The sequence below is a fragment of the Chryseobacterium sp. BIGb0232 genome (genome assembly GCF_024810195.1).
Lineage (GTDB): Bacteria > Bacteroidota > Bacteroidia > Flavobacteriales > Weeksellaceae > Chryseobacterium > Chryseobacterium pennae.
The window spans coordinates 280618-302537 of record NZ_JANUEH010000001.1 but is presented as its reverse complement, the minus strand read 5'-3'; the positions used below and the strand labels follow the sequence as shown (position 1 = coordinate 302537).

The following is a 21920-nucleotide window of genomic DNA, read 5'->3' as shown; positions in this document are numbered from 1 at the left end:
AATATCAAATTTAAAAATTAATCTCTTATGAAACACTCCTTAAGTTAGAGCCTAAATCAGTACACTTTTTGCTGACGATTTACAGAAGCGCTTGAAAATAATAATACATTAAATCTTTTTACTTTAAAGGTCAAAAATAACGCATTTAGCTATGACGAGCTTATAAATGAACTTGGAAACAAACTTTGTTATTTTGCTCTCTCTCTCGTAAGCAAGTTGATGAGTTAAAACAAGCAGATAAATTCAATGATCTTGTAAAAAAGGCAAAAGCTAAACTGAAACATCATGCTGATAACGAGGGTGAACTTGGCGAAATTTTATTATACTGTTTACTTGAATCTCATTTAAATGCTCCAAAAATCCTTACCAAATTGGAATTAAAAACCAATTCCAATGATTATGTCAAGGGAGCTGATGGTGTACACCTTTTAAAGCTCTCAGATACAGACTATCAAATCGTTCTTGGTGAATCAAAACTTAACTCTGATATCAGTAAAGGTGTATACGAGGCTTTGAGGTCAATTAGCAAATTTCTAAAATCCACATCAAAGTTGGAGTTTGAAATTGACCTAATCAATAGTGAACTCGTTAAAGAGGCTTATGATCAGACAACTTATGAAATGCTAAAAAGGATCATAATTCCGAGTGCAAAGGAGGATGATACATATCTGGATTATTCCTTCGGAATATTTTTGGGCTTTGATATTCCCATTACAGATGATGAAAGCAAACTTAGTAATTCAGACTTCCGCAAAAATATAAGAGAGAAGATCAAGAAAGAAGTACTTAAAGCGAAGAATTCGTTAAATCATCAGCTAAAGAAAAGCGACTATACAGGGTATCAGTTTTATATCTATGTCATTCCTTTCTCAGACCTTCAAAATAAAAGAAAACATATCATTGAAAAAATAGTTGAGTGATGAAAATTATCGATAAACTGACTGAGGATATTTTGCGAGATGAATACTTCAATGCTTTGTTTAATAAATGTTCTTTGATAACTGCGCAAAACCTGTTCAAAAAATCAAACAGGGTTCAATTTACAACAAAAGAGTTGAGGGACACTTTGCGTTTTGCAGACATTTTATCCAACTCTAAAAATTCTGAAGCGAGAAATAGATCTTATCAAATTGTTGCCTCTCTGAATCAAGATTACAAAGATAACGAAGTGTACAGAACAGTATCAAAAGCTATATTTAGTAAACTAGGTAATTTTCCGGCGATTAATTATTTGGAAAATAAAAACAAAAATATTGCACTTCTCCCAATTTTTAGGGAAATTGAAACCGAATCTAAACGATTGATACAGCAGGCTCCAGATGGAAACGGAATGATTTTTACAGACACGCAATTTGAGTTATTTAATAAGCTGTCCAAAAGTACCGAGTTTAGTTTTTCCGGACCGACTTCCATGGGCAAGTCTTTTATCATCAAATCTTTTATCAAAAAGGTGATAAAGAACAGTCCACCAGAAAATATCGTAATCATTGTACCCACCAGAGCTCTTATCAATCAATTTTTTTCTGATTTAAAAAATGAACTTCATGAGCTTCTGGACACTTATAAATATAAAATCTTTATTAATTCAAATGTATCTGATATTTTAACTGAAGAAAAATACAATTATATTTTTGTTTTAACCCCAGAACGGCTTCTTAGCTATTTGTCACAAGATACAAATCCTCCAATAGGCTTTTTATTTATTGATGAAGCACACAAATTAGCAAATGATAAAGATGCCCGTAGTGTTACGACTTATTCGGCTATTGAAAAAGTTCAGAAAATGTATGGGAATGTTAAATTGTATTTTTCTTCCCCAAATGTTTCCAACCCTGAAATATTTTTGAGACTGTTCAATAGGGATATACAAAATTCATTTAGAACAGGAGAGTCTCCCGTATCTCAAAATATTTATTTTGTTAACCTTGAGACTAAAGAGGTTGAGTCTTATTCCAATAATTCAGTTTTAAAGTTGCAGGACATACTTGATGATAGCAAGGATTATTCAATTACAAAATTTATCAAGTTTATTGGAGCTGATAAAAATAATCTCATCTATTGTTATTCCAAGAGGAATACGGTGAATAAAGCAATTGAGCTTTCAAAGTTACTTCCAAGAATTGAGCAGAGTGAACTTGTTGAGCAGGCAATAAAAAATATTAAAGAATACATCCATCCAGAATATTATTTAGTTGATTTTATAGAAAAAGGAGTGGCATATCACTATGGAAAATTGCCCCAGTTGATAAGAAATTTGATCGAAGATTTATACCAAAAGGAAGAGATCCGTTATGTATTTTGTACTTCAACATTACTGGAAGGAGTTAATATGCCTACACAGAATATTTTTATTATAGATAATAGAAGTGGTTCGAAAACAACTTTGTCACCAATTGATTTTTGGAATCTTTCTGGAAGGGCAGGAAGATTGACAAGAGAGTTAGTGGGAAATATTTTCTGTGTTCAGTATGAGGATTTTAAATGGGTTGACAAGGATGTTTTGATAAGAAAGGATATTAAACTGCAGCCTACCATTCTGACTAAGATTGATCATAATCTTAAAAAAATCGAAAAGGCACTTAAAAATGAAGAGATAAAATCTGGTTCTGAAGTAGAGAAAGAAATATTAAAATATATTGCGAATATAATTAAAGTTGACACTTTAGAAACTACAGCTAATTATAAAAGTCCAATAATTGATAAGTTAATTGAAGATAATAAGCAAAAGCTCATCGATTTGGCGAAGCAAGGGATTATTAATTTTGAGATTCCAAAGTCGATCTTGAAGTTCAATCAAACTATCAATTTTGAGATTCAGGAAAGAATTTACAAAGCTGTATCAAAATCAAAAAAAAGTATATTACCTAACAGTGGAGCTATAAAATATGAGAGTATCCTTAAAGTATTGATCGATTTTCACAGATTATATTCGTGGGATAAAACAGAAAAGAAGCTCGCAAATGTAAACAGTTTAAAATACTACGCAGTGCTGATGAACCAATGGGTCCAGGGGTTTTCTTTAAGCCAGATAATAAGTCAATCTATCGACTACAATCATGATAATGGATATCAGGTAGAAGTTGATTTTAGAGTGTATGAAGTATTTGATAAGACAAATAGAAGGCATATAAATGCTCTAATTGAGAAGCTTATCGATGACATTGAATATGTTCTTCGCTATATTCTAGAAAAGTATTTCAATCATTACTATCAAATTTTGGTGGCTATTATAGGAGAGAGCAAAGCCGGAGATAATTGGGCAACACTCTTGGAATATGGAACACAAATACCACAGGTGATAGCTTTGCAGAATATCGGGTTGTCTAGGAATACTGCAATTAAAATTTTTAGACACCATAGAAAGTCCTTGATATTGAAAGATAATAAACTAGTTGGTGTAAATAAAGCACTTTTACTAAATGAATTTAGATCAACATCTCTAGAATTTGAAGAAATTAAAAGAACACTATAAAAAGATAGTTTAATGTCAATTAAAATCAATACTAATTAATGCTCATTACCATTTAAATAACGAAAACCTTAATGGAGAACGGATCTTGAGAATTGCATGAAGAGCTGAATAATATTCGGTTGACAGTTTCAGAGATTATAAAAAAGTGAAATATTACCTGTCTCACTTTAGGATCCAGCTTTGCATGATTAGGATTTACTGTTAATGTGTAACCAAATTCCAAATTATACCAATTTTTCTACTGAATTTCCCTTTTTAATTGATACAGCATAAATTGTTTTTTGTTTATCATTTCATATACTTAAAAATATTAATTTGTAAATCAAATAAATGCATTAATTATATGAAGTCAGCCTATTTATATGTCCGCGTAAGTACAGATGAACAAAAAAGAAAAGGTTACTCTCTGCCTGAGCAAGAGGATAGATTATTGAAATATTGTAAATATAACAATATCGAAGTCAAAGGAATCTATCGCGAAGACTATTCTGCCAAAAATTTCAACCGGCCAGAGTGGAAAGAATTATTTTCAGAAATTAAAAAGAAATCATCAGGAGAAGATAAGAACATATTATTTATCAAGTGGGACCGATTTAGCCGGAATGTTGAATATGCTTACGAAATGATTGGAAAGCTTCGAAAATATAAAACGATAGCGATGGCTATTGATCAACCAATTGATTTCTCTGTGCCGGAAAGCACGGTTATGTTGGCTGTATACTTAGCTGTTCCAGAGGCGGAAAATACCAGAAGGGCTCAAAATACTGCAAATGGAATTCGTCGAGCGAAGTTGATGGGTAGGTATCCTAATAAAGCACCTATCGGATTTATTAATTTGACATTAATGGATGGCAAAAAAACTATTGCTCCTAAAGAACCTGAAGCGGATATTATAAAGTGGTCTTTTCATCAAGTTGCCCAGAACGATCATAAGATTTCTGAAATCATGAGAATGGCTAATGAGAAAGGATTGATATGCTCACGGTCACACTTTTTCAGAATTTTACGGAATCCAGTTTATTGTGGGCTTATATCAGTCAAACTTAAATCTAATGAAGAACAAATGATAAAAGGTTTGCATGAACCTTTAATATCTGAATCGTTATTTTATCAGGTTCAGTCTGTCATTAATACAAAAAGAAAAACTACAGCTAAAAGGGATGATTTAAAAGCAATGTTTTTTCTTAGAGGTTTTTTGATTTGTCCTGCTTGTGATCGAAAACTCACTGGAAGTATTGCACAAGGAAGTTCAAAAAAATACCCATATTATCATTGTCATGATCGCTGTAGGACAAGGATAAACGCAGTTTTTCTGAATGATTGTTATCAAAATAAGCTTCAGCAATTAATACTATCAAATAATACAATTGACTTATTTAAATGTATTTTACAAGACCAGAATATAAAGACACTGAAAGCAAGTTATTTGTACAATCAAAATTTAATTGAGAGAAAAATAAAAGAAGAGGGGCAAGTTCTTTCTCAAGGCAGAAAGTTGTTTTTAGCAGGAGTATTAAAAATTGATGATTACAATGAATTAAAAAAAGAGAATCAAGTTAACATTAGGCATCTTAAGAAGGAAGCGCGTGATATTTTTCTTAAATTAAAAGCTATTGATAAAAAGGACCAAATAAAAGATAAAGAATTAGTCGAAGTTTTTCAAAAATTTTCCGAGTTTGACATCTCAGATAAAAAAAGTCTTGTGAGTCTTATTCCACCAGTTGATATTGATTATAAAACAGGAGATCTCTCTTTGGACTTGAATCAAGCATTTTCAAAAATATTATTAAAAAAAATTAACCGAAAACCTAATAAGAAAAATGAATTTCATTGATAGGAATGTTTCAGTAGAACAAGCAATTATTATTCTGGCCAAGAATGGAGTTCAGGTAAATGAGAAGGAAGCTAAAATTATATTGGAATTACTATATTTAGTATCAAAAAATTATGATAAACCGAAAGAGAAAAAAATACTAGAACCTTAATGGGATTTCAAACTATGCTTCAATACCGATGAAATCTCTGACAGAGCACTTTTAGACTGTCTGTTTCAGATGGACTAGGGATTTCACATCAAAAAATTCAAACCATAAAATGTCAGGCTGTAAAAGTTTGATATAGAGACTTTTATGCGTAAAAAAAGAGAGACAACTATCAAATAGTTGTCTCCTTAAGTGACCTCGACAGGATTCAAACCTGTAACCTTCTGAGCCGTAATCAGATGCGCTATTCAGTTGCGCCACGAGGCCGTTTGTTATCTTGTTGTTTAACGGTTGCAAATATACCACTTTTTTCCGTTCTTTGAAACATGAAACAGAAAATTTTACTTTTATTCACGGTATTCTCGCTAATTGCCTGTAAAAGAGAATCAAAAATTTCGTCCTCGGATTGGACGAATATCTCAAATCGTACCCAATATAAAGAGCAAGACGGAAACCTGGAGCTTAAATCGGGAAATTTTACCTATAATTTCAAAAAAAATCAAACCCCTTTTAAGAAAATCATCCTTCTTAATGCAAGTATGGCAGGGTATATTTCAGAGCTTGGAGCAGAAAATTTAATCATTGGTGTATCAAGTCCGGAGTATATCTATTCAGAAAAGATCCAGAATCTGATTAAAGAAGGAAAGATTCAGAATGTGGGAAGTGATCAGAAGTATGATGTAGAGAAAATTATTTCCATGAAACCGGATGCAATCTTCACCAATTATATTGCAAGTTTTGATAATGCTTACCAACTTTTGAAAAACAATGGAATTCAGGTCATATTTCTGGATGAATATATGGAACAGCAGCCATTGGAAAAAACGGCTTACATTAAACTGTTTGGAGAACTTTTCGCAAAGGAAAAAGAAGCTGAAGCTAAGTATCAGGAAGTGGAGAAAAACTACAATGATCTGAAGAAACTTGCCCTGACTGCAAAAGAGAAACCTGTTGTCCTTGCCAATGAAATGTATGGGGATGTATGGTATCTTCCGGGGGGAAATACTTCTGTAGCTCACTATATCGCTGATGCTAATGCTACTTATATCATGAAAGATAATAAAGATGAAAAGGCATTAACGATGAGCTTTGAGGAAGTGTATGCCAAAGCTGGAGGTGTTCAATACTGGGTAAATGCAGGAAATCATACCTCCAAAAAAGAAATGTTGGGAGTGAACCCTTTCTATGGAAAACTGGATGTTTTCAATAAAGGAAAGCTCTATACAATGGCGGGAAAAGAGAGACAGAAGGCCAATGACTTCTTTGAAAGTGGTGTGGTAAGGGCCGATTTAATCCTTAAAGATTATATTAAAATATTCCATCCTGAACTATTGCCGGACTATCAGCTTACTTATATGAAAGAATTGCAGTAACTCGGACTATTTTTGCTTATTTTTGCCTTTCCTTTTTATAAAGTTATGTGGAAAAGAATTAAACAGTTTATTTTCATCGTTCTTGTATTGAACGTAGTTTTCATCATTTGGGGACGATTTTTCAATCCACCCATTACCCTTACCCAGATCGGAGGTCTTTTTGAGTACGGAAAATTACACAGAGACTATATTTCCTATGATGAAATGGGAAGTAATGTGAAAAAGGCAGTGATCGCTTCTGAAGATCAGAAATTTTTCGATCATAACGGCTTCGATTATACAGCCATCGAAAAGGCAATGAAGCATAATGAACAGGGGAAAAAAATAAGAGGGGGAAGTACCATTTCCCAGCAGACCGCAAAGAATGTTTTTCTTTGGCAGGGCAGAAGCTGGGTAAGAAAAGGGTTAGAAGCTGTCTATACTTTTATTATTGAGAAAGTATGGAGTAAAGATATCATACTTGAAAGATACCTGAATTCCATTGAAATGGGGCAGGGAGTATTTGGTGTAGAAGCAGCTGCTCAATATTATTTCGGTAAAGCATCCAAGGATCTAAGTGCTTCAGATGCAGCCTGGATTGCTGCTGTACTGCCGAATCCAAAGAAATATGATCCAAAGAATCCATCCCCTTATTTAAGAAAGAAACATAATTGGATTATGAGACAGATGAGGAATGTGAGTTTGAAATAGTATCTTTGTACTAATGAAATTTTTTAATTCCAGCACAAATTTTGAGTCAGTTCTTAAAAAATACTTTTCTTTTAAGAACGAAACCCTTTCTTTGGAACCCTTTGCAGAGCTGTTAGAGAGTGTAAAAAGGGCAGACTTTACAGATGTGCTTAATTTTCTCAGAAACAATCCGAATTTTGCGGAAAACTTTAAGCACTATATTCACAATATTTTTAAAGGAAGACCATTCAATCTGTCTTTGACGGAAGCCAATATTCTTTCTGAAAATGCCTTCTTTCCGGAACTTAAAAAAAGAATCCTGAATAAGGTTCTGCCACCTGTAGAAAATGAAAAGACAGTGTGGTATATGATTGACAATGTAAGTCTCAGACCTAAAAAAGATTTAGCATACCTGCACAACCTTCCCGAAAATGAGATTGATGAATTCCTGAATCTTATGGGTGCTTCAGATTTTATCATTAAGCCTAATGTAAAAAAAGAACTGATTTTCTCTATGAATATTCTTTCATGGAGGGTGACAGGAATGGCGATGGAAGTGGAAGTGGTAAGAATGGCTCCCCAGTACAGAAACCTGGATAATCCGTTTTTGGCTCTTCAGAATGAATTGGAAGCATTGGCAGATGACCTTGTTAAGGATCCTGAGTTACAACTGCATTCCAAAGACAGCAGGTATAAGCAGATCAAGATCTATGCAGAGCAATGTCAGGAGTTTGTGAATATAGCCTTTAAAAATTCTGCCAAATATGGTATTTCAGGGAAGATCAATCAGTCATTGCTAAAGATCCGCCAGCAAACCGAAAGAATTTATGAGATCGTACAGCTGTTGGTAATAGACAATGATGAAGATGTTTTGTTAAAGTCAAAGCAATTGGTTTTTAATATCTTAAACTATAAATCTCACAAGAATAATATTGCGGATCTTATCAACGACAGTACAAGACTGATTTCTCACCTTATCACCAATCATACGGCAGAAGCAGGAACTCACTATATTACTTCTACCAGAAAAGAATATATGACCATGTTCTACAAGGCGAGTGGAGGGGGAATTATTGTTGGAGCACTCTGTGTTCTGAAAATGCTGTACGGATACATTCCCGGAAGTGATTTCTCCCATGCATTCCTATACTCAATGAACTATGCGATGGGATTCATCATGATTTATCTTATGGGATTCACACTGGCAACAAAACAGCCGGCTATGACTGCTGCCACGATGACCAAAGTATTATCTGAAGAGGGAAATAGCCAAAGAAACAATACCGAATTTGCCCATTTAGTATCGAAATTATTCCGAAGTCAGTTTATTGCCTTTGTAGGAAACGTTTTACTGGCGTTTCCGGTAGCGCTGGCCATTATTTATGGATTGGATGTGTTTTTCTCTCAAAATCTCGCTGTTGACCGGTCAGATAAATTATTAAAAGACCTTGACCCTTTTAAATCCAAAGCGATTCTTCACGCAAGTATTGCAGGTTTTTATCTTTTCATTTCAGGAATTATTTCAGGGAATATCGGAAACAACTCTGTATTCTACCAGATTCCGGAAAGAATTGCTAAAAATCTTTCTATCAGAAGCTTTTTCGGTAAAAAATTTGCGAAAGGATTATCTAAATATTATGCTAAAAACTGGCCGGGAATTGTTTCCAATTTCTGGTTCGGGGTTTTCCTTGGAGCTACGGCTCCTGTAGGCCTATTCTTTGGACTTGACCTTGATATCAGACACATTACTTTTGCTGCCGGAAACTTTGCATTAGGGCTTTACGGAAAAGATTTCTCTGTAGACTCGTACACATTCTGGATGTCCTTTTTTACTGTATTTTTAATAGGATTCTTTAACTTCCTGGTGAGTTTCAGTTTATCCATGTTTCTGGCATTTAGATCAAGAAAAATGAACTTTGGACAGGTAAGTGAAATCTATAAGGAAATTTTCAAATATTTCGTAAAACACCCGCTAAAATTCTTCCTGCCATTAAGTTCGGGGTTAGATAAAAGAGCAGATGATTTGATGAGCAGTACGATTTCTCATAAATCGGAAAAATCAGAAGAACATTAATCACATTTAATTTAAAAATAACAAAGCGGAACTTCAATTAGAAATTCCGCTTTGTTATTTTTTGAAAGGTTATTTGTTTTTATTAGAAAGACGTAAACTCTCAAATTTGGCAATAAAATTCTCCCAAGTCCAATCTGGAAATATTTTTGGCATTTCGGTTTTAAAAGCTTCTGTTTCTGCCGAACCGATACCTTCTCCATTCATCCAATATAATAATACTCGTTGCCAATGATTGAATACACGTGCTTCAAATGCCATTTGGGTATAGCCATTATAATCCAGATCCAAATTATTCAATTCGTAGTTACTTACACTCATATAATAAAGTCAGTCTAATTTCTGGGCATTGCCTTTAATGATAATTTTATCTTCGTTTTTATTAAAATAAAAGACCTCCCTTATGACCCAGGACCAGCTGTCTGTACTACTTTTCCAAAGATATTCGTTCAGAATCTGGGATATAAAAAAGGGATCCAGAAAGTTTATTTTTTCTTTCATATCCAGTTGGGTATCATTCAGGATATCTTCATAGGAAGGGTATTCTGTAAGGTTTTCAAATAATTCCAGGGCATAATTCTCGCTCACAAGCAGATCATCTGCGATTAATTCATTCAGCAGCTCTGTATATTTAGGCTGTATTCTTTCATTAAAATCATTCAATTCAATGTTGAGTTCAAATTGATGTATTTCTTTATCTTCAGAATATTTTTTGTAATAAAACTCATCGTATAAGATATTACCGGAATGAATTTCCTGATCTTGAATAAATATCTTTATAGGATTTAATATTTTATCCGGCATAGGATATTTTTGAGCAGGTATAGGTTCTTCAGTATAATAAAGCGGATTGAAATACTCTTGGGGTACTAATTTCTCAGTTTTTAAAATATTTCTGATTTCTTCAGCCGGCAGATCTGTTACAATCACAGGATCTTCCAGAGTCAGCAACACCGAATCTGACTGATATATTAAGGTTGCTTTATAGGAGTTGTTAATCACAATCCCTTTTTCTCCTGTCTCCCGATCTACACTAATTAAGTTTTTGCCTTCCCAATACAGATATTCATTATATTCTGTATCAAAAAGGAGTTCTACGGAATAAGTATACATTTTCTTCCTGTGATTAACATGAAAACGGGGGAAGCAATACTCTAATAAATGAGGTAACCCAGCCTGTTGTAATGATTCTTTGAATTTTTTTATATGCAGTTTCTCTGCATCAAGGATCTGTTGTTTAATATCTTCGAAGTTCATGGTTTGTTTTTACTGTTGTTGCTTTAGTTTTGATACTCCTGTTTAATTCGTCAATATGCTGTTTATAGGATTGAACCATGAAATATCATCCGGATAAATTTACATTATTTAGCATTCTCTATTTTGTTTTTAAGAAAAATAAAAATTTAAACAGATTGTATTGATATATCTTCTAATTTTAGGATTGAGCCGCCTAGTAAAGTAGAAATACTACTTTTAAAGCATGAAATGTAAAGGGTTCAAAGCTGTTTTATGATCTGGATGAAGCAATAAAAGCATTAAAACCCGAATGAAATATATGTAACCCTATACTTCATCAGCAATATAATCGCACAACCTTACTTCCTCAAAATAAAGTAGGGCGATTAATCAGCTTTGTGCTAATTTTTATTTTTTGAAACGGAGTAATTATAAACATCTTTTAATCAATACAAATTATGTGTGATTTGTAGAATGTGTTCAATAGCAGGCGGACTTTAGTCCGCCTAAATAATAAAAATAATCCATTGGCTTTAGCCAAAAATATATACCGTCAATTTGGAAAATAGGCGGGAGAGAATTTCCAAAAACCTTTCTATCAGAAGCTTTTTCGGTAAAAAATTTGCGAAGGGGTTATCAAAATATTATGCTAAAAACTAGCAGGGAATCATTTCCAATTTCTGGTTCGGGGTGTTCCTTGGAGCTACGGCACCTGTAGGAATGTTTTTCGGATTGGATCTTGATATCAGACACATTACGTTTGCTGCCGGAAACTTTGCGTTGGGATTGTACGGGAAAGATTTCTCAGTAGATTCCTATACGTTTTGGATGTCTTTTTTTACCGTATTTCTATTAGGGTTCTTCAACTTCCTGGTAAGTTTCAGTTTATCCATGTTCCTGGCATTTAGATCAAGAAAGATGAACTTCGGACAGGTAAGTGAGATCTATAAAGAAATTTTTAGGTATTTTGTAAAACATCCGCTGAAATTCTTCCTGCCATTACGTTCAGGATTGGATAAAAAAGCAGATGATCTGATGAGCAGTACGATTTCTAATAAATCGGAAGAACATTAATAGAAAATAAAAAAGCTACCATTGGGTAGCTTTTTTCTAATATGGTGTTGATGATTATGCGCTGCAATCAGATGATTCAGGGCACAGTGCTGGTAATTGTGTCCAAACGGCACACACTGTAGGGTCTGAGCACAATACTGCACAACATATCATTTGTCCTGCACCTTGAACCTTTTTTAATGATTCTCTTGATAATTTCTTTGATGTAAGTACTTTTTTCATGGTTATTTGATTTTAAATTTAGATTCTAAATATATCAATTATCATTGAATTACCTTGCGTAATTTTTATAATATCTGCAGATCATCAAATTTATCTGCCCCGAACTTATCCTGAAACTTCTTCAGATAAAAGCTTTTCCGCATTTTAAAATCATTTTTTAATAAGGGAGAATCAATTTTAATAATGATGCATTTCTTTTCAATATTCACACTTCTGATTTCATTAAAAAGACTCTGGTCAAGATAATCTTCAAGAAAATCTTTAATATCAAAAGCCACAAGTTTATCCTCAAAGCCATAGATCCTCGCAAAAGATTTTACAAGTTCTGATGACTGAAATTCACGTTTTTTATTCTTCTTCATTGGTAGGGGTTCGGTTGTCAGTACAACCCATCAATCTTATAAATGGTGTTTTAAAATATTATATTTATTCTCAACAAATACTCAATTTTATTCTTAATATCAATATGTTACCTGATTCCATCCCATGCAGAACGCTCATCAGCTCTGTCGTCAACAGTAGTTTGTGATACAACATCAAAACGCATAGATACACGGTTATCAGTATGATAAGTATCCCAGCCAGGATTGCCATTCGTCGCAAAATCCACCCATGCTTTATGAACCGTGTCAGCTAATTGCTGTGGAGGATGATTGCCTAGCATATTGGAAAAACCAGGATTGCTTAGATTGTCAAATACAAAGGCAAGTTCAATACCATGACAGGCACCAAGTAAATTGTCGCATGCAGGGGAGCCCCATGAAAATTCATATACATGGGTATTGCTATGTTTTTCCGCAATCCGCAATGCAGGAATACGGTAAAACCAATCTGTAATAATAGCGCTTAGTGTATCACCAGGAGAACTGTCGGGGCGATTAGTCCGGTAGGTTTGAATAGCTTCTGCGGATAATCCATAGGCAGCAGCGGCAGTATCCAAAGCGGAATCTGTAATTTTTGGTAGGATACCATCAGGAACAAGAAATAATCTAAATTCCTGGCTGTTGGTACCAATAAGGATATCTACCTCTTTACCGGACCCATTGGCAATGCATTCTATTGGGGAGGCGGTTAATAAATGGCCATCAATTACCGGTTCAAAAGGCATTAAGTTGAATGCCGCTTCACCCCATAACTCCATTGAAGGTTTTGCCATAATTTCGGATCCTAATTGTCCCTGTGCTGCAAAGACCTTTTCAAGACTTACTTCTCCAATGGCTTCTCGTGTTGGTGCAACGCCAAGTATTTCTGCTAGTCTTGTACCAATAAGCTTTGCGGATGAAGGGCTAATTACAGAGTGTCCTGCTCCTGATTCAGCAATTGCCCGTCGAAATAAACCCTGCGCTTCTTTTATAGCAAGTAGTGTACAGACGCTCATTCCACCAGCAGATTCACCAAAAATAGTAACATTATCAGGATCGCCGCCAAAGTTGGCAATATTGTCCCGAACCCACTTTAGAGCGGCAATTTGGTCCAGTATACCAAGATTGGGTATCCCATCTCCAAACCATAAAAATCCTTCAATACCTATTCTGTAGTTGATGGTAACTAAAACAACACCATCCCGTGCAAAACTACTGCCATCATAACCTGGGACAGCTCCTGATCCAAGAACAAAAGCTCCTCCATAAATAAAAACCATAACCGGTTTTTTTTCAGCAGTATCTGAAGTCCAGATGTTAAGGTTCAAATAATCGTCCCCTGGAATTACAACATTAGGTAATAATTCAGCAAATGGTCCAGTATTAGGTGTTAACTGAGGTGGAGTAGGCCCATATTCTGTTGCATTTTTTATTCCGGTCCAAGGTATAGGAGGAGTAGGAGGTTGAAAACGGTTTGCTCCAATAGGTGGGGCTGCATACGGAATGCCTTTAAATGTTAGGATGCCTTTCTCTGTTTTAATGCCACTAACGTCTCCATACTGAGTAGTAACTGTGTGTAATGTTTCCATAATAATTGTAAAAAAGTATACTACAAGTTAGACATATTTGGGTAAATTAAAGAAAATAAGAGATTAATTATATCTCAAAGATGATGCTTTCCTCATTAATTTTCTTTACCACACTTTCAGTTCTTTCTCTATGTGTATCTGTAATAAAAATCTGGCCAAAGCTTTCTTTATTAACAAGCTCAATCAATTGTGCAACTCTGGTATCATCAAGCTTATCAAAGATATCATCTAACAAAAGAATAGGCGTTTTTTTGGTAAGTTCTTTGACAAGGCTCATCTGAGCAAGCTTTAAAGAAATCAGGAAAGATTTTTGTTGTCCCTGTGAACCTATTTTTTTAATTAAAATATGATCCATTTCAAAGAGAAGATCATCTTTGTGTATTCCTTTTGAAGTATAAGTCAACATGCGGTCCTTTTCAAGGCTTTCTTTTAAAAGTACTTCAAAGGTATTTTCCAATAAGTGAGATTCGTAGATGACAGAAACCGTTTCTTTTCCACCCGAAATAATCTGATAAAAATTCTGAACAATAGGATTTAATTGTTCAACAAACACTTTTCTTTTATTGAAGATTTTGGTTCCGGATCTGGTGATCGGTTCATCATAAATTTCCAGTGAATCTTTATCCCAGGTCCTGTTTTTAGCAAAGTATTTCAGTAAAGCATTTCTTTGCTGTATTGTTTTCTGATACTGGATCAGGTCAAAAAGATATTCAGAATCTGTTTGGGAGATCATAGCATCCAGAAACTTTCTTCTGCTTTCTCCGGAATCAGAAATAAGGTTGGAATCATAAGGTGAAATCATAACACTTGGGAGATATCCGATATGATCGGCAAGCCTGTCATAGCTTTTATCATTCTTTTTAATCACCTTCTTAGCTTCCTTAGGCTGAGTGATTCTAATGATATCTTCACTGTCTTCATTCTGGATCTCAGCATCAAGGGTGAAAAAATCTTCCTCTTTTTTGATGTTGTTGAGATCCGTATTTCCCAAAAAGCTTTTCCCAACTGATAAATAATGAAGGGCATCGAGGATATTTGTTTTTCCCACACCGTTATTACCCACAAAACAGTTGATCTGTGGGGAAAATTCAAACTTTTTCTCAGAATGGTTTTTGAAGTTGTATAGTGAAAGCTTCTTGATAATCATTCGTCAAAAATACTCCATTATTAGTAAAAATAAAAAAGGAAGTGCCGAACAAGTTTCCACTCCGAATGAAAAATAAGTGTCATCTCTTTTGTTTTCAGCGAAATAAATAAGAATATAAGTAATGATACTGGATAGAAAAAAGGCGACAGCATAAAGAGGTTTCAGATAAAAAATTCCAATGATACTGCTTATGAAAACCATTGTATAGGCAATATACTTTGTATTCTGAACGCCAATCAGCATGGGGAAGGTTTTTACCGTATCACTGTTCATATCACGGATGTCAAAAGGAAGTACCAATGCCGTGATATAAAAAAAACTAATCAGAAAAATAGGGATACTGAATTCAGGGAGTGTAAGCCAGCAGTTAACCAATGCCCAGACCAGTCCTACATAAAATACTTTCAACAAAGGAATTTTCCGGATATAAACATCCAGAAAAAAACTGTTATACAGTAATCCCAATATCACAATAATAAACCACTTCATCAGTCTTATTTCATTATGATTATGAATGATTAGGAATGCGCAGAAGATCCCTGCAATGGCATTTAAAACCAGAATTTTGAAAAAATGTTTGGTATACTGGTACTTCGTATAAAGATAACCACTGAAATACGTTATAAAAATCAGCAGAATAGTAGGGAAACGGAATGTGTTTTGCTCTTTCATGAAAAATACTGCAAAAAGAGTTCCCATTAAAGAGACATATATTTGGCTGTCTATGACAGTTTTTTTCAGTATTTTTATAATGTTCATTTATCAAAATTAATACATATGAAAAGATTTTCCAAGATATTTATGCTTTCGCTGTTATCATTGGGCTTTTCCCCGGTTTTCGCACAGAAATATTATGATGACCAGTGGAAAAAAATAGCAGAGAACAGTCAGAAAGGAGCTTATAAATCTAATCTTCCCATTATTTTAGACCTGGAAAACAAAGCTATGAAAGAAAATAATACCATTCAGCTGATCCGTTCCCTTAAAGCAGAGTTCAGTATTGTAAATCAGACTGTAGACGATGATCAGAACGATGCTGCGTCAAAATTCTTTAAAAAACTCCAGGAATCAGAAGGAAAGCTGAAAGGAGAGGAGAAACTGGTATATAATGTCCTTTTGAGCGGATTCTTTCTGGATTATTACAATCAGAATTATTGGGAGATCAATGGAAGGACCAATATCAATACGCAGAATCTTGCACAGATTGAGACCTGGACAAAACTTGACTTTAAGAACTATTTAACCAAAAGTTATCAGGAGCTTGATCAGCAGAAACAGGACATGAAGAAGACTTCACTGGAAAAGTATAAAACACTGTTTTCAGAAACGAAAGACCTTGCCTATTTCCCAAGTTTGTATGAATGGTATGCCCTTAAGAAAGTCGGGTTTTTATCAGAAAATAATATTTTCACAAAAAATGAGCTTGCAGAGAACAGGACCACAATTAATGCTGTTTTTGATGAATTGATTGCACAGAATAACGGGAATCCTAAGCTGTATTTTATGAAGGAAAAATTGGTGAATAATTGTAATTTCAACCAATGTAAAGATAAGCTTGAACAGCTTCAGGCGCTTACCAAATCCGATGTGCAAGGTGATTACAAAGTAGTCATCATGGGCGAGATTATGGATGAACTTATCATGAAAAAGAAAGCCAAAGAAGCTATTGCTGTTGCAGCACAGGCCAAAAGTGAATATCCGAAATCCCCTTTCATCGAAAACATTAAAAACAAGGAAAATCAGATTATTAATCCGGTATTGAGTATCAAATATGAGAAGCAGACCCAGAATAATCTGCCAATTCATTTTGTTGCAGAATATCAGAATATCTCAGAATTTTCTTTAAACATTTATGCGGTAAAAGAAGATTTTCTGCCATTCATAAAATATGCGCAGAATCCTTATGCCAATAATTATTTTGGAAACATTAAAAAGAACCTGGTAAGAAAGGAAACTTATCAGCTTTCAGATCCTAAAGATTATCAGCTTCATAAAACTTCACTGGAAATTAAACCGCTTCCTTCAGGAGTGTATGTGGTAGAGTATGCAGTCGCAGGAACCAATTCAAAAGATAACGATCCTGAAAGGAATTTTTATTTTCTGGTTTCCGGTAATAAGATCATCTATCAGTCTAAATCTTCCAAAAACACGCTTTCCAACGACCTTAGATTAGTGAGTAGTGAAAACGGAAAAGCTATTTCTAACGAGAACCTTAGGTTTTATGAGTTTGTGAATAATAATTCCATTAATAAAATTGAAGGAAAAACAAGTGATAAAGGAGTTTTTCAGTTCCCAGTCACTGCCAACAAGGAATATTACAGAACGTTCCTGATTCAGCAGCCTAAAACCAACGATTTCCAGATCATGCAGGTTTACGGGAATTCAGGCAATGAAAATTATAATCCTAACGTTGAAACCCGTTCCAAAGCACAGATCTTTACAGACAGAGCGATCTACAGACCAGGACAGACTGTGTATTTCAAAGTAGTCAATACCCGGTTAAATAATGAAATTGAAACCGTAGTTTCGGGATTGAATCAAAAGATTACGCTTTTGGATGCCAACAGCCAGGAAGTTACTTCCCAAAGCCTTACCACAAATGAGTTCGGCTCCTATCACGGAAGTTTTATGTTACCAAAAGGAAGGCTGAATGGTGTTTTCTATCTGAGAACAGATGGAAATAGTCAGGGATATAAAGATATCAGAGTAGAAGAATATAAGAGACCCAAGTTTGAAGTGAGTTTTGAACCGGTAAAAGATGAATATAAGTACGGTCAGACCATAGAGCTGAAAGGGAAAGCAATGATGTTCTCCGGAGTCGCTTTAAGCAATACAACCGTACATTATGAGATCAAAAAACAGAATATCCGATGGAGATATTTCTGGTGGTATCCAAGAGATAATGATAATGAAAACTCAGTTCTTGGAGAAGCTAAAACCAATGAAAAAGGAGAATTTGTTATTCGTCTGGATCTTAAAAAAGATGAAAAACTGGAAGGAATACAGATTGATAACTATCAAATCAATGCTTCTGTCACTGACATTAATGGAGAAACCCAATCTGCGGATACAAATCTTAAGGTTGCTTCAGTTTCCCATTACATCAAGGCTGATGACATTAAGAATATATTCAGTGATGAAAATACCAAGCTAAAGGTAGAGACGAAGAATTATAATGAGCAGGTTCTTAAAAAATCGTATCAGGTAAAGTTGTCAAAACTGGCTGCTCCGGATAGAATTTTCAGAGATAATTTTACATCAGAAGTTCAGGATCTTCCAAAATATTCAAAAGAAGAATTTATAGGTAAGTTCCCGCACGATAGATTTGACAAAAATGATGACATCAAAAACTGGAAAACAGAAAAAGTAGTCGTTGAAAGACAGCAGCAGCCTTCTTCTGGTACACAAACTGGATCAGATCTGGATCTTGGAAAACTTGAAGCTGGAGATTATCAGCTGGAGCTTTTCAATATTGAAGGAAAAGACACGATAAAGGCTTCTCAATATTTCAGTGTTTGGGATAAAAATTCCCTGAAACCGGTTCAGAAGACATTTTTAACGGTTATTGCACCGAAAGATGAGCTTTCAAGAGGAGAAAAAGCAAAAGTATATGTGTATTCTGCAATTCCGGATGCTCTGGTCAATGTATTTGTTCAGGATGGATCAGGTAAAACACTTACGGAAACCTACCAGTTTAACAAAGGAATATTAGAGTATACGGCAGATATTCCAAAAGATAAGAGTGTTTCTGAACTTAATCTTCAGTTCCAGTTGGTCGCATTTAATAATGTAAAAACAGAAGCCGCAGTTTTGAAAATAAAAGACACTGAGAAACCTTTAAAGATTGAAACGGTCACTTTCAGAGATAAGCTAGAACCGAATGCTAAAGAAAAATGGACTGTAAAAGTTACCGGAAATGATAAAGAAAAGGTAAATGCAGAGGTACTGGCAAATATGTATGATATGTCTTTAGACCAGTTTGCCGTGAATAATTTTGGCTGGAGTAAACTGTATAGACCGTTCAATATGATCAGCTCCTATGATATCAGAGAATATCTGTTGGAGAAAAACTATCAGAAACGATTGAGATATTTCAATGAAAAGGGGATAACGGTTCCTGAGTTTAATTGGTTTGATGGTGACTTTTCATATGTTTTGCAAGGCGAGATTGCCAGTATTCAAAATCAAGAGGGCGTTAAAGCACCATCGTATTCACCACGACCACCATCACCCATTGCAGGGGCCAGATTTAAAACTGCGAGAGCTGCGTCTGTCGAAGATAAAATAGAGGTTGTACAGAATGTTCTTCCTGAACCTGTAACGGCTCCGAAGGCAGAAACGCCTCCTCCTGGAGGATCTGCTGAAGAAAATCTAGATAAGGTTCCTGTACGTCAGAATTTAAATGAAACAGCATTCTTCTATCCGGATCTGAAAACCGATGCGGAAGGAAATGTAAACTTTGAATTTACATCTCCGGAAGCTTTAACGAAGTGGAAACTGATGTTCCTAGCTCATACAAAAGATGCAAGAGCTGCTACATTGGAGAAAGAAGTGGTAACACAGAAAGAATTCTCTGTGACTCCAAATTATCCGAGATTTTTAAGAGAAGGGGATGAATTGAACTTACAGTCAAAACTATCTAACCTTACCAATAAGAAAATGAACGGTTCTGCCGAATTACAGATCTTAGACGCATTTACCAATGAAAATATATCGTCTCAATTCGGAATCACCTCAGGAACACAGAATTTTGATTTAAATGAAAACGGAAACGGAGCATTAACATGGAAATTAAAGGTTCCGAATAATGTTTCATCTATTATTTTGAAAGTAGTAGCAAAAGCTGGAGCTTATTCTGACGGAGAGCAACAGGCTGTAGCAGTCTTGCCAAACAGAATGCTGGTGACTGATGCTGTACCGGTTTTCGTGAAAGAAGGAGAAACGAAGACTTTTGTGCTGGATAATCTTAAAAATAATACATCTACAACAGCGTCCAATGTTTCGAATACACTGGAACTTACAACCAATCCTATCTGGGAGATTATGTTTGCACTTCCAAGCCTTAAAGATGATCAGAACAGTTCGGCTGATGTTGTTTTCAATAAGTGGTTTGCAGATATACTGGCTTCAGAGGTATTTAAGGCTAATCCTAAAATGAAGACGGTTTTTGATGAATATCAGAATAAAGGAATACTTAATTCAAATCTTGAAAAAAATCAGGAGCTGAAACAGTTATTGTTGGAAGAAACCCCTTGGGTGCTGGAAAGTAAGAATGAAAATGAACAGATGCAAAAGCTGGCCCTTCTGTTTGATACGAATACGATGAGGAATTCAATTAACCAGGATTGGGATGATTTCAGTAAGCTGCAAAATCCTGATGGTGGATTCTCCTGGTATGCGGGATATCCAAGTTCTTACAGTACGTCATTATATATTCTTAAGAATCTAGGAAAACTTAATCTATGGTTAAAAGATAACGCCAAAGACTATCAGAGTTCAGGGCAGAATACTTTAGTGTCAAAACTGATTCAGTATGTAGACAATGAGATCAGTAAATATGCTGATCCTAAAAAAGAAAATGTTTGGAGCAATTGGATTCTTGATTATCTTGATACCAGAAACTACTGGGAAAAACAATATCCTTTAAAAGGAAAAGGGGCAAACTTGAAAGTATTGATAAAACAAAAAGCAAAAACGGCAAAAATCACTGATTTTACCTTCTTCGGACTTCACCGTGCCGCTTTACTCATGAATGATTATGGAGTAAAAGATGTTTCTGATAAACTGATGAATTACCTTAAAGAAACTTCTACAGATACCAAAACTCAGGGAGTATACTGGAAACAGAATCTGAATGACTGGGGCTGGTTCAGTTCTAAAGTAGTGAACCATGCAGGGGCTTTGGAAGCTTTCAATACATTAAAAGCTAATGATACCAATTTTATAGAAGACATGAAGATCTGGCTGGTAACCCAAAAAGAAGTAAACTCATGGGGAAGTTCAAGAGGTACGGCCGAAGTGATCTTTACAATCTTAAATTCAGGAAAATCATGGACGGGTGCTGAAAGTGATAAAGCAACTATTGTTTGGGGTGGAAAAGAAATCGTTCCTCAGACTCAGGCAACAGGATATGTGAAATCAACAGTGAAAACAGAGGCTGTAGATAAAAACCTGGGAACGGTGACTGTTACCAAACCGGGGCCAGGAATTGTTCAGGGTGGATTGTTCTGGCAGTACTATGAAGATCTGGATAAAATCAAATCATCCGAGAATTATATCTCCGTAACCAAAGAGCTTTATAAAAAAGTGAAAACAGTAAACGGGGAAGAACTTCAGAAAATTTCAGCGGAAACTCCATTAAAAGTAGGAGACAAAGTAACCGTAAGAATGATCCTGAATACAGACAGAGCGATGGAGTTTATTCATATTAAAGATATGCGTGCTGCAGGATTTGAACCGGTTAATGCAATATCAGGATATCAGTGGAAAAATAATTTAGGATATTATCAATCTCCTAAAGATGCCTCCACAAATTTCTATATTCAATATATGCCAAAAGGCAAATATGTGTTTGAATACGATGTAGTTGCTAATGCATCCGGAAAGTTCTCAAATGGTATTACCACTATGCAGAATTACTATGCCCCACAGATGAATGCCCATACAAAAGGAACCGGTGTTCAGATTTTGGAATGATTTTTGGCTATTAGGAAATACGTAAAA

Annotated in this window: 15 protein-coding genes, 1 tRNA gene and 1 pseudogene; 9 read left to right on the top strand and 8 right to left on the bottom strand. The window is 34.9% G+C overall.

Annotated features, from left to right (window positions below; all coding sequences use genetic code 11):
- The first annotated feature begins 185 nt into the window (after window positions 1-185).
- From M2372_RS01405 to M2372_RS01390, 4 genes are all read left to right on the top strand, one after another.
- Window positions 186-920 (top strand): DUF1837 domain-containing protein, encoded by a 735-nt coding sequence (locus M2372_RS01405; RefSeq protein WP_228455657.1) that lies wholly within the window; start codon window positions 186-188, stop codon window positions 918-920.
- Window positions 920-3472, top strand: a complete 2553-nt coding sequence (locus M2372_RS01400) for a DEAD/DEAH box helicase (RefSeq protein WP_115971408.1) — start codon at window positions 920-922, stop codon at window positions 3470-3472. Before M2372_RS01405 ends, M2372_RS01400 begins: the two co-directional genes overlap by 1 nt.
- A 343-nt stretch (window positions 3473-3815) precedes the next feature.
- Entirely contained in the window at window positions 3816-5306 is a 1491-nt protein-coding gene (locus tag M2372_RS01395) for a recombinase family protein (RefSeq protein ID WP_123318686.1), read from the top strand.
- Window positions 5293-5457, top strand: coding sequence for a PTS sugar transporter subunit IIBC (locus M2372_RS01390; protein WP_115971406.1), 165 nt, complete (start codon window positions 5293-5295; stop codon window positions 5455-5457). The genes M2372_RS01395 and M2372_RS01390 overlap by 14 nt, the downstream gene beginning before the upstream one ends.
- Before the next feature lie 190 nt (window positions 5458-5647).
- On the opposite strand, the gene M2372_RS01385 is transcribed toward M2372_RS01390, so the two are convergent.
- Window positions 5648-5721 (bottom strand) — tRNA-Arg (locus M2372_RS01385).
- Window positions 5722-5780: 59 nt separating this feature from the next.
- Between M2372_RS01385 and M2372_RS01380 the strand changes: the two genes are divergently transcribed.
- Genes M2372_RS01380 through M2372_RS01370 form a run of 3 tightly spaced genes read left to right on the top strand, consistent with a single transcriptional unit; the run spans window position 5781 to window position 9570 of the window.
- Window positions 5781-6827, top strand: a complete 1047-nt coding sequence (locus M2372_RS01380) for an ABC transporter substrate-binding protein (protein ID WP_228455658.1) — start codon at window positions 5781-5783, stop codon at window positions 6825-6827.
- Window positions 6828-6872: 45 nt separating this feature from the next.
- Window positions 6873-7517 carry a monofunctional biosynthetic peptidoglycan transglycosylase gene (mtgA, locus tag M2372_RS01375; RefSeq protein WP_115971315.1) on the top strand — a complete coding sequence of 215 codons (645 nt, stop codon included), beginning with the start codon at window positions 6873-6875 and terminating at the stop codon, window positions 7515-7517.
- A 13-nt stretch (window positions 7518-7530) separates the two neighbouring features.
- The gene (locus tag M2372_RS01370) at window positions 7531-9570 is read left to right on the top strand and encodes a recombinase (RefSeq protein ID WP_123318687.1); all 2040 of its coding nucleotides are present in this window, start codon (window positions 7531-7533) and stop codon (window positions 9568-9570) included.
- A gap of 69 nt (window positions 9571-9639) precedes the next feature.
- On the opposite strand, the gene M2372_RS01365 is transcribed toward M2372_RS01370, so the two are convergent.
- The gene (locus M2372_RS01365; protein ID WP_123318688.1) at window positions 9640-9888 is read right to left on the bottom strand and encodes a hypothetical protein; all 249 of its coding nucleotides are present in this window, start codon (window positions 9886-9888) and stop codon (window positions 9640-9642) included.
- Between the two features lie 9 nt (window positions 9889-9897).
- On the bottom strand, window positions 9898-10824 hold the full coding sequence (locus tag M2372_RS01360) for a hypothetical protein (protein WP_123318689.1): 927 nt from the start codon (window positions 10822-10824) through the stop codon (window positions 9898-9900).
- 552 nt (window positions 10825-11376) lie between these two features.
- Between M2372_RS01360 and M2372_RS01355 the strand changes: the two are divergent.
- Window positions 11377-11877: pseudogene (locus tag M2372_RS01355) on the top strand (recombinase); the annotation flags it as partial.
- 54 nt (window positions 11878-11931) lie between these two features.
- Here the strand turns inward: M2372_RS01355 and M2372_RS01350 are convergent.
- From M2372_RS01350 to M2372_RS01330, 5 genes are all read right to left on the bottom strand, one after another.
- Entirely contained in the window at window positions 11932-12099 is a 168-nt protein-coding gene (locus M2372_RS01350) for a bacteriocin-like protein (protein WP_185018724.1), read from the bottom strand.
- A 65-nt stretch (window positions 12100-12164) separates the two neighbouring features.
- Window positions 12165-12461, bottom strand: a complete 297-nt coding sequence (locus M2372_RS01345) for a hypothetical protein (RefSeq protein WP_123318690.1) — start codon at window positions 12459-12461, stop codon at window positions 12165-12167.
- Between the two features lie 107 nt (window positions 12462-12568).
- A complete protein-coding gene (locus M2372_RS01340) occupies window positions 12569-14050 on the bottom strand; it encodes a carboxylesterase/lipase family protein (RefSeq protein WP_123318691.1) in 1482 nt (493 codons plus the stop codon).
- 67 nt (window positions 14051-14117) lie between these two features.
- Window positions 14118-15197, bottom strand: a complete 1080-nt coding sequence (gene recF / locus M2372_RS01335; protein WP_123318692.1) for a DNA replication/repair protein RecF — start codon at window positions 15195-15197, stop codon at window positions 14118-14120.
- Window positions 15198-15200: 3 nt separating this feature from the next.
- Entirely contained in the window at window positions 15201-15956 is a 756-nt protein-coding gene (locus M2372_RS01330) for a hypothetical protein (RefSeq protein ID WP_115971307.1), read from the bottom strand.
- 18 nt (window positions 15957-15974) lie between these two features.
- Between M2372_RS01330 and M2372_RS01325 the strand changes: the two genes are divergently transcribed.
- Window positions 15975-21893, top strand: a complete 5919-nt coding sequence (locus M2372_RS01325) for an alpha-2-macroglobulin (RefSeq protein ID WP_123318693.1) — start codon at window positions 15975-15977, stop codon at window positions 21891-21893.
- Window positions 21894-21920 lie beyond the last annotated feature (27 nt).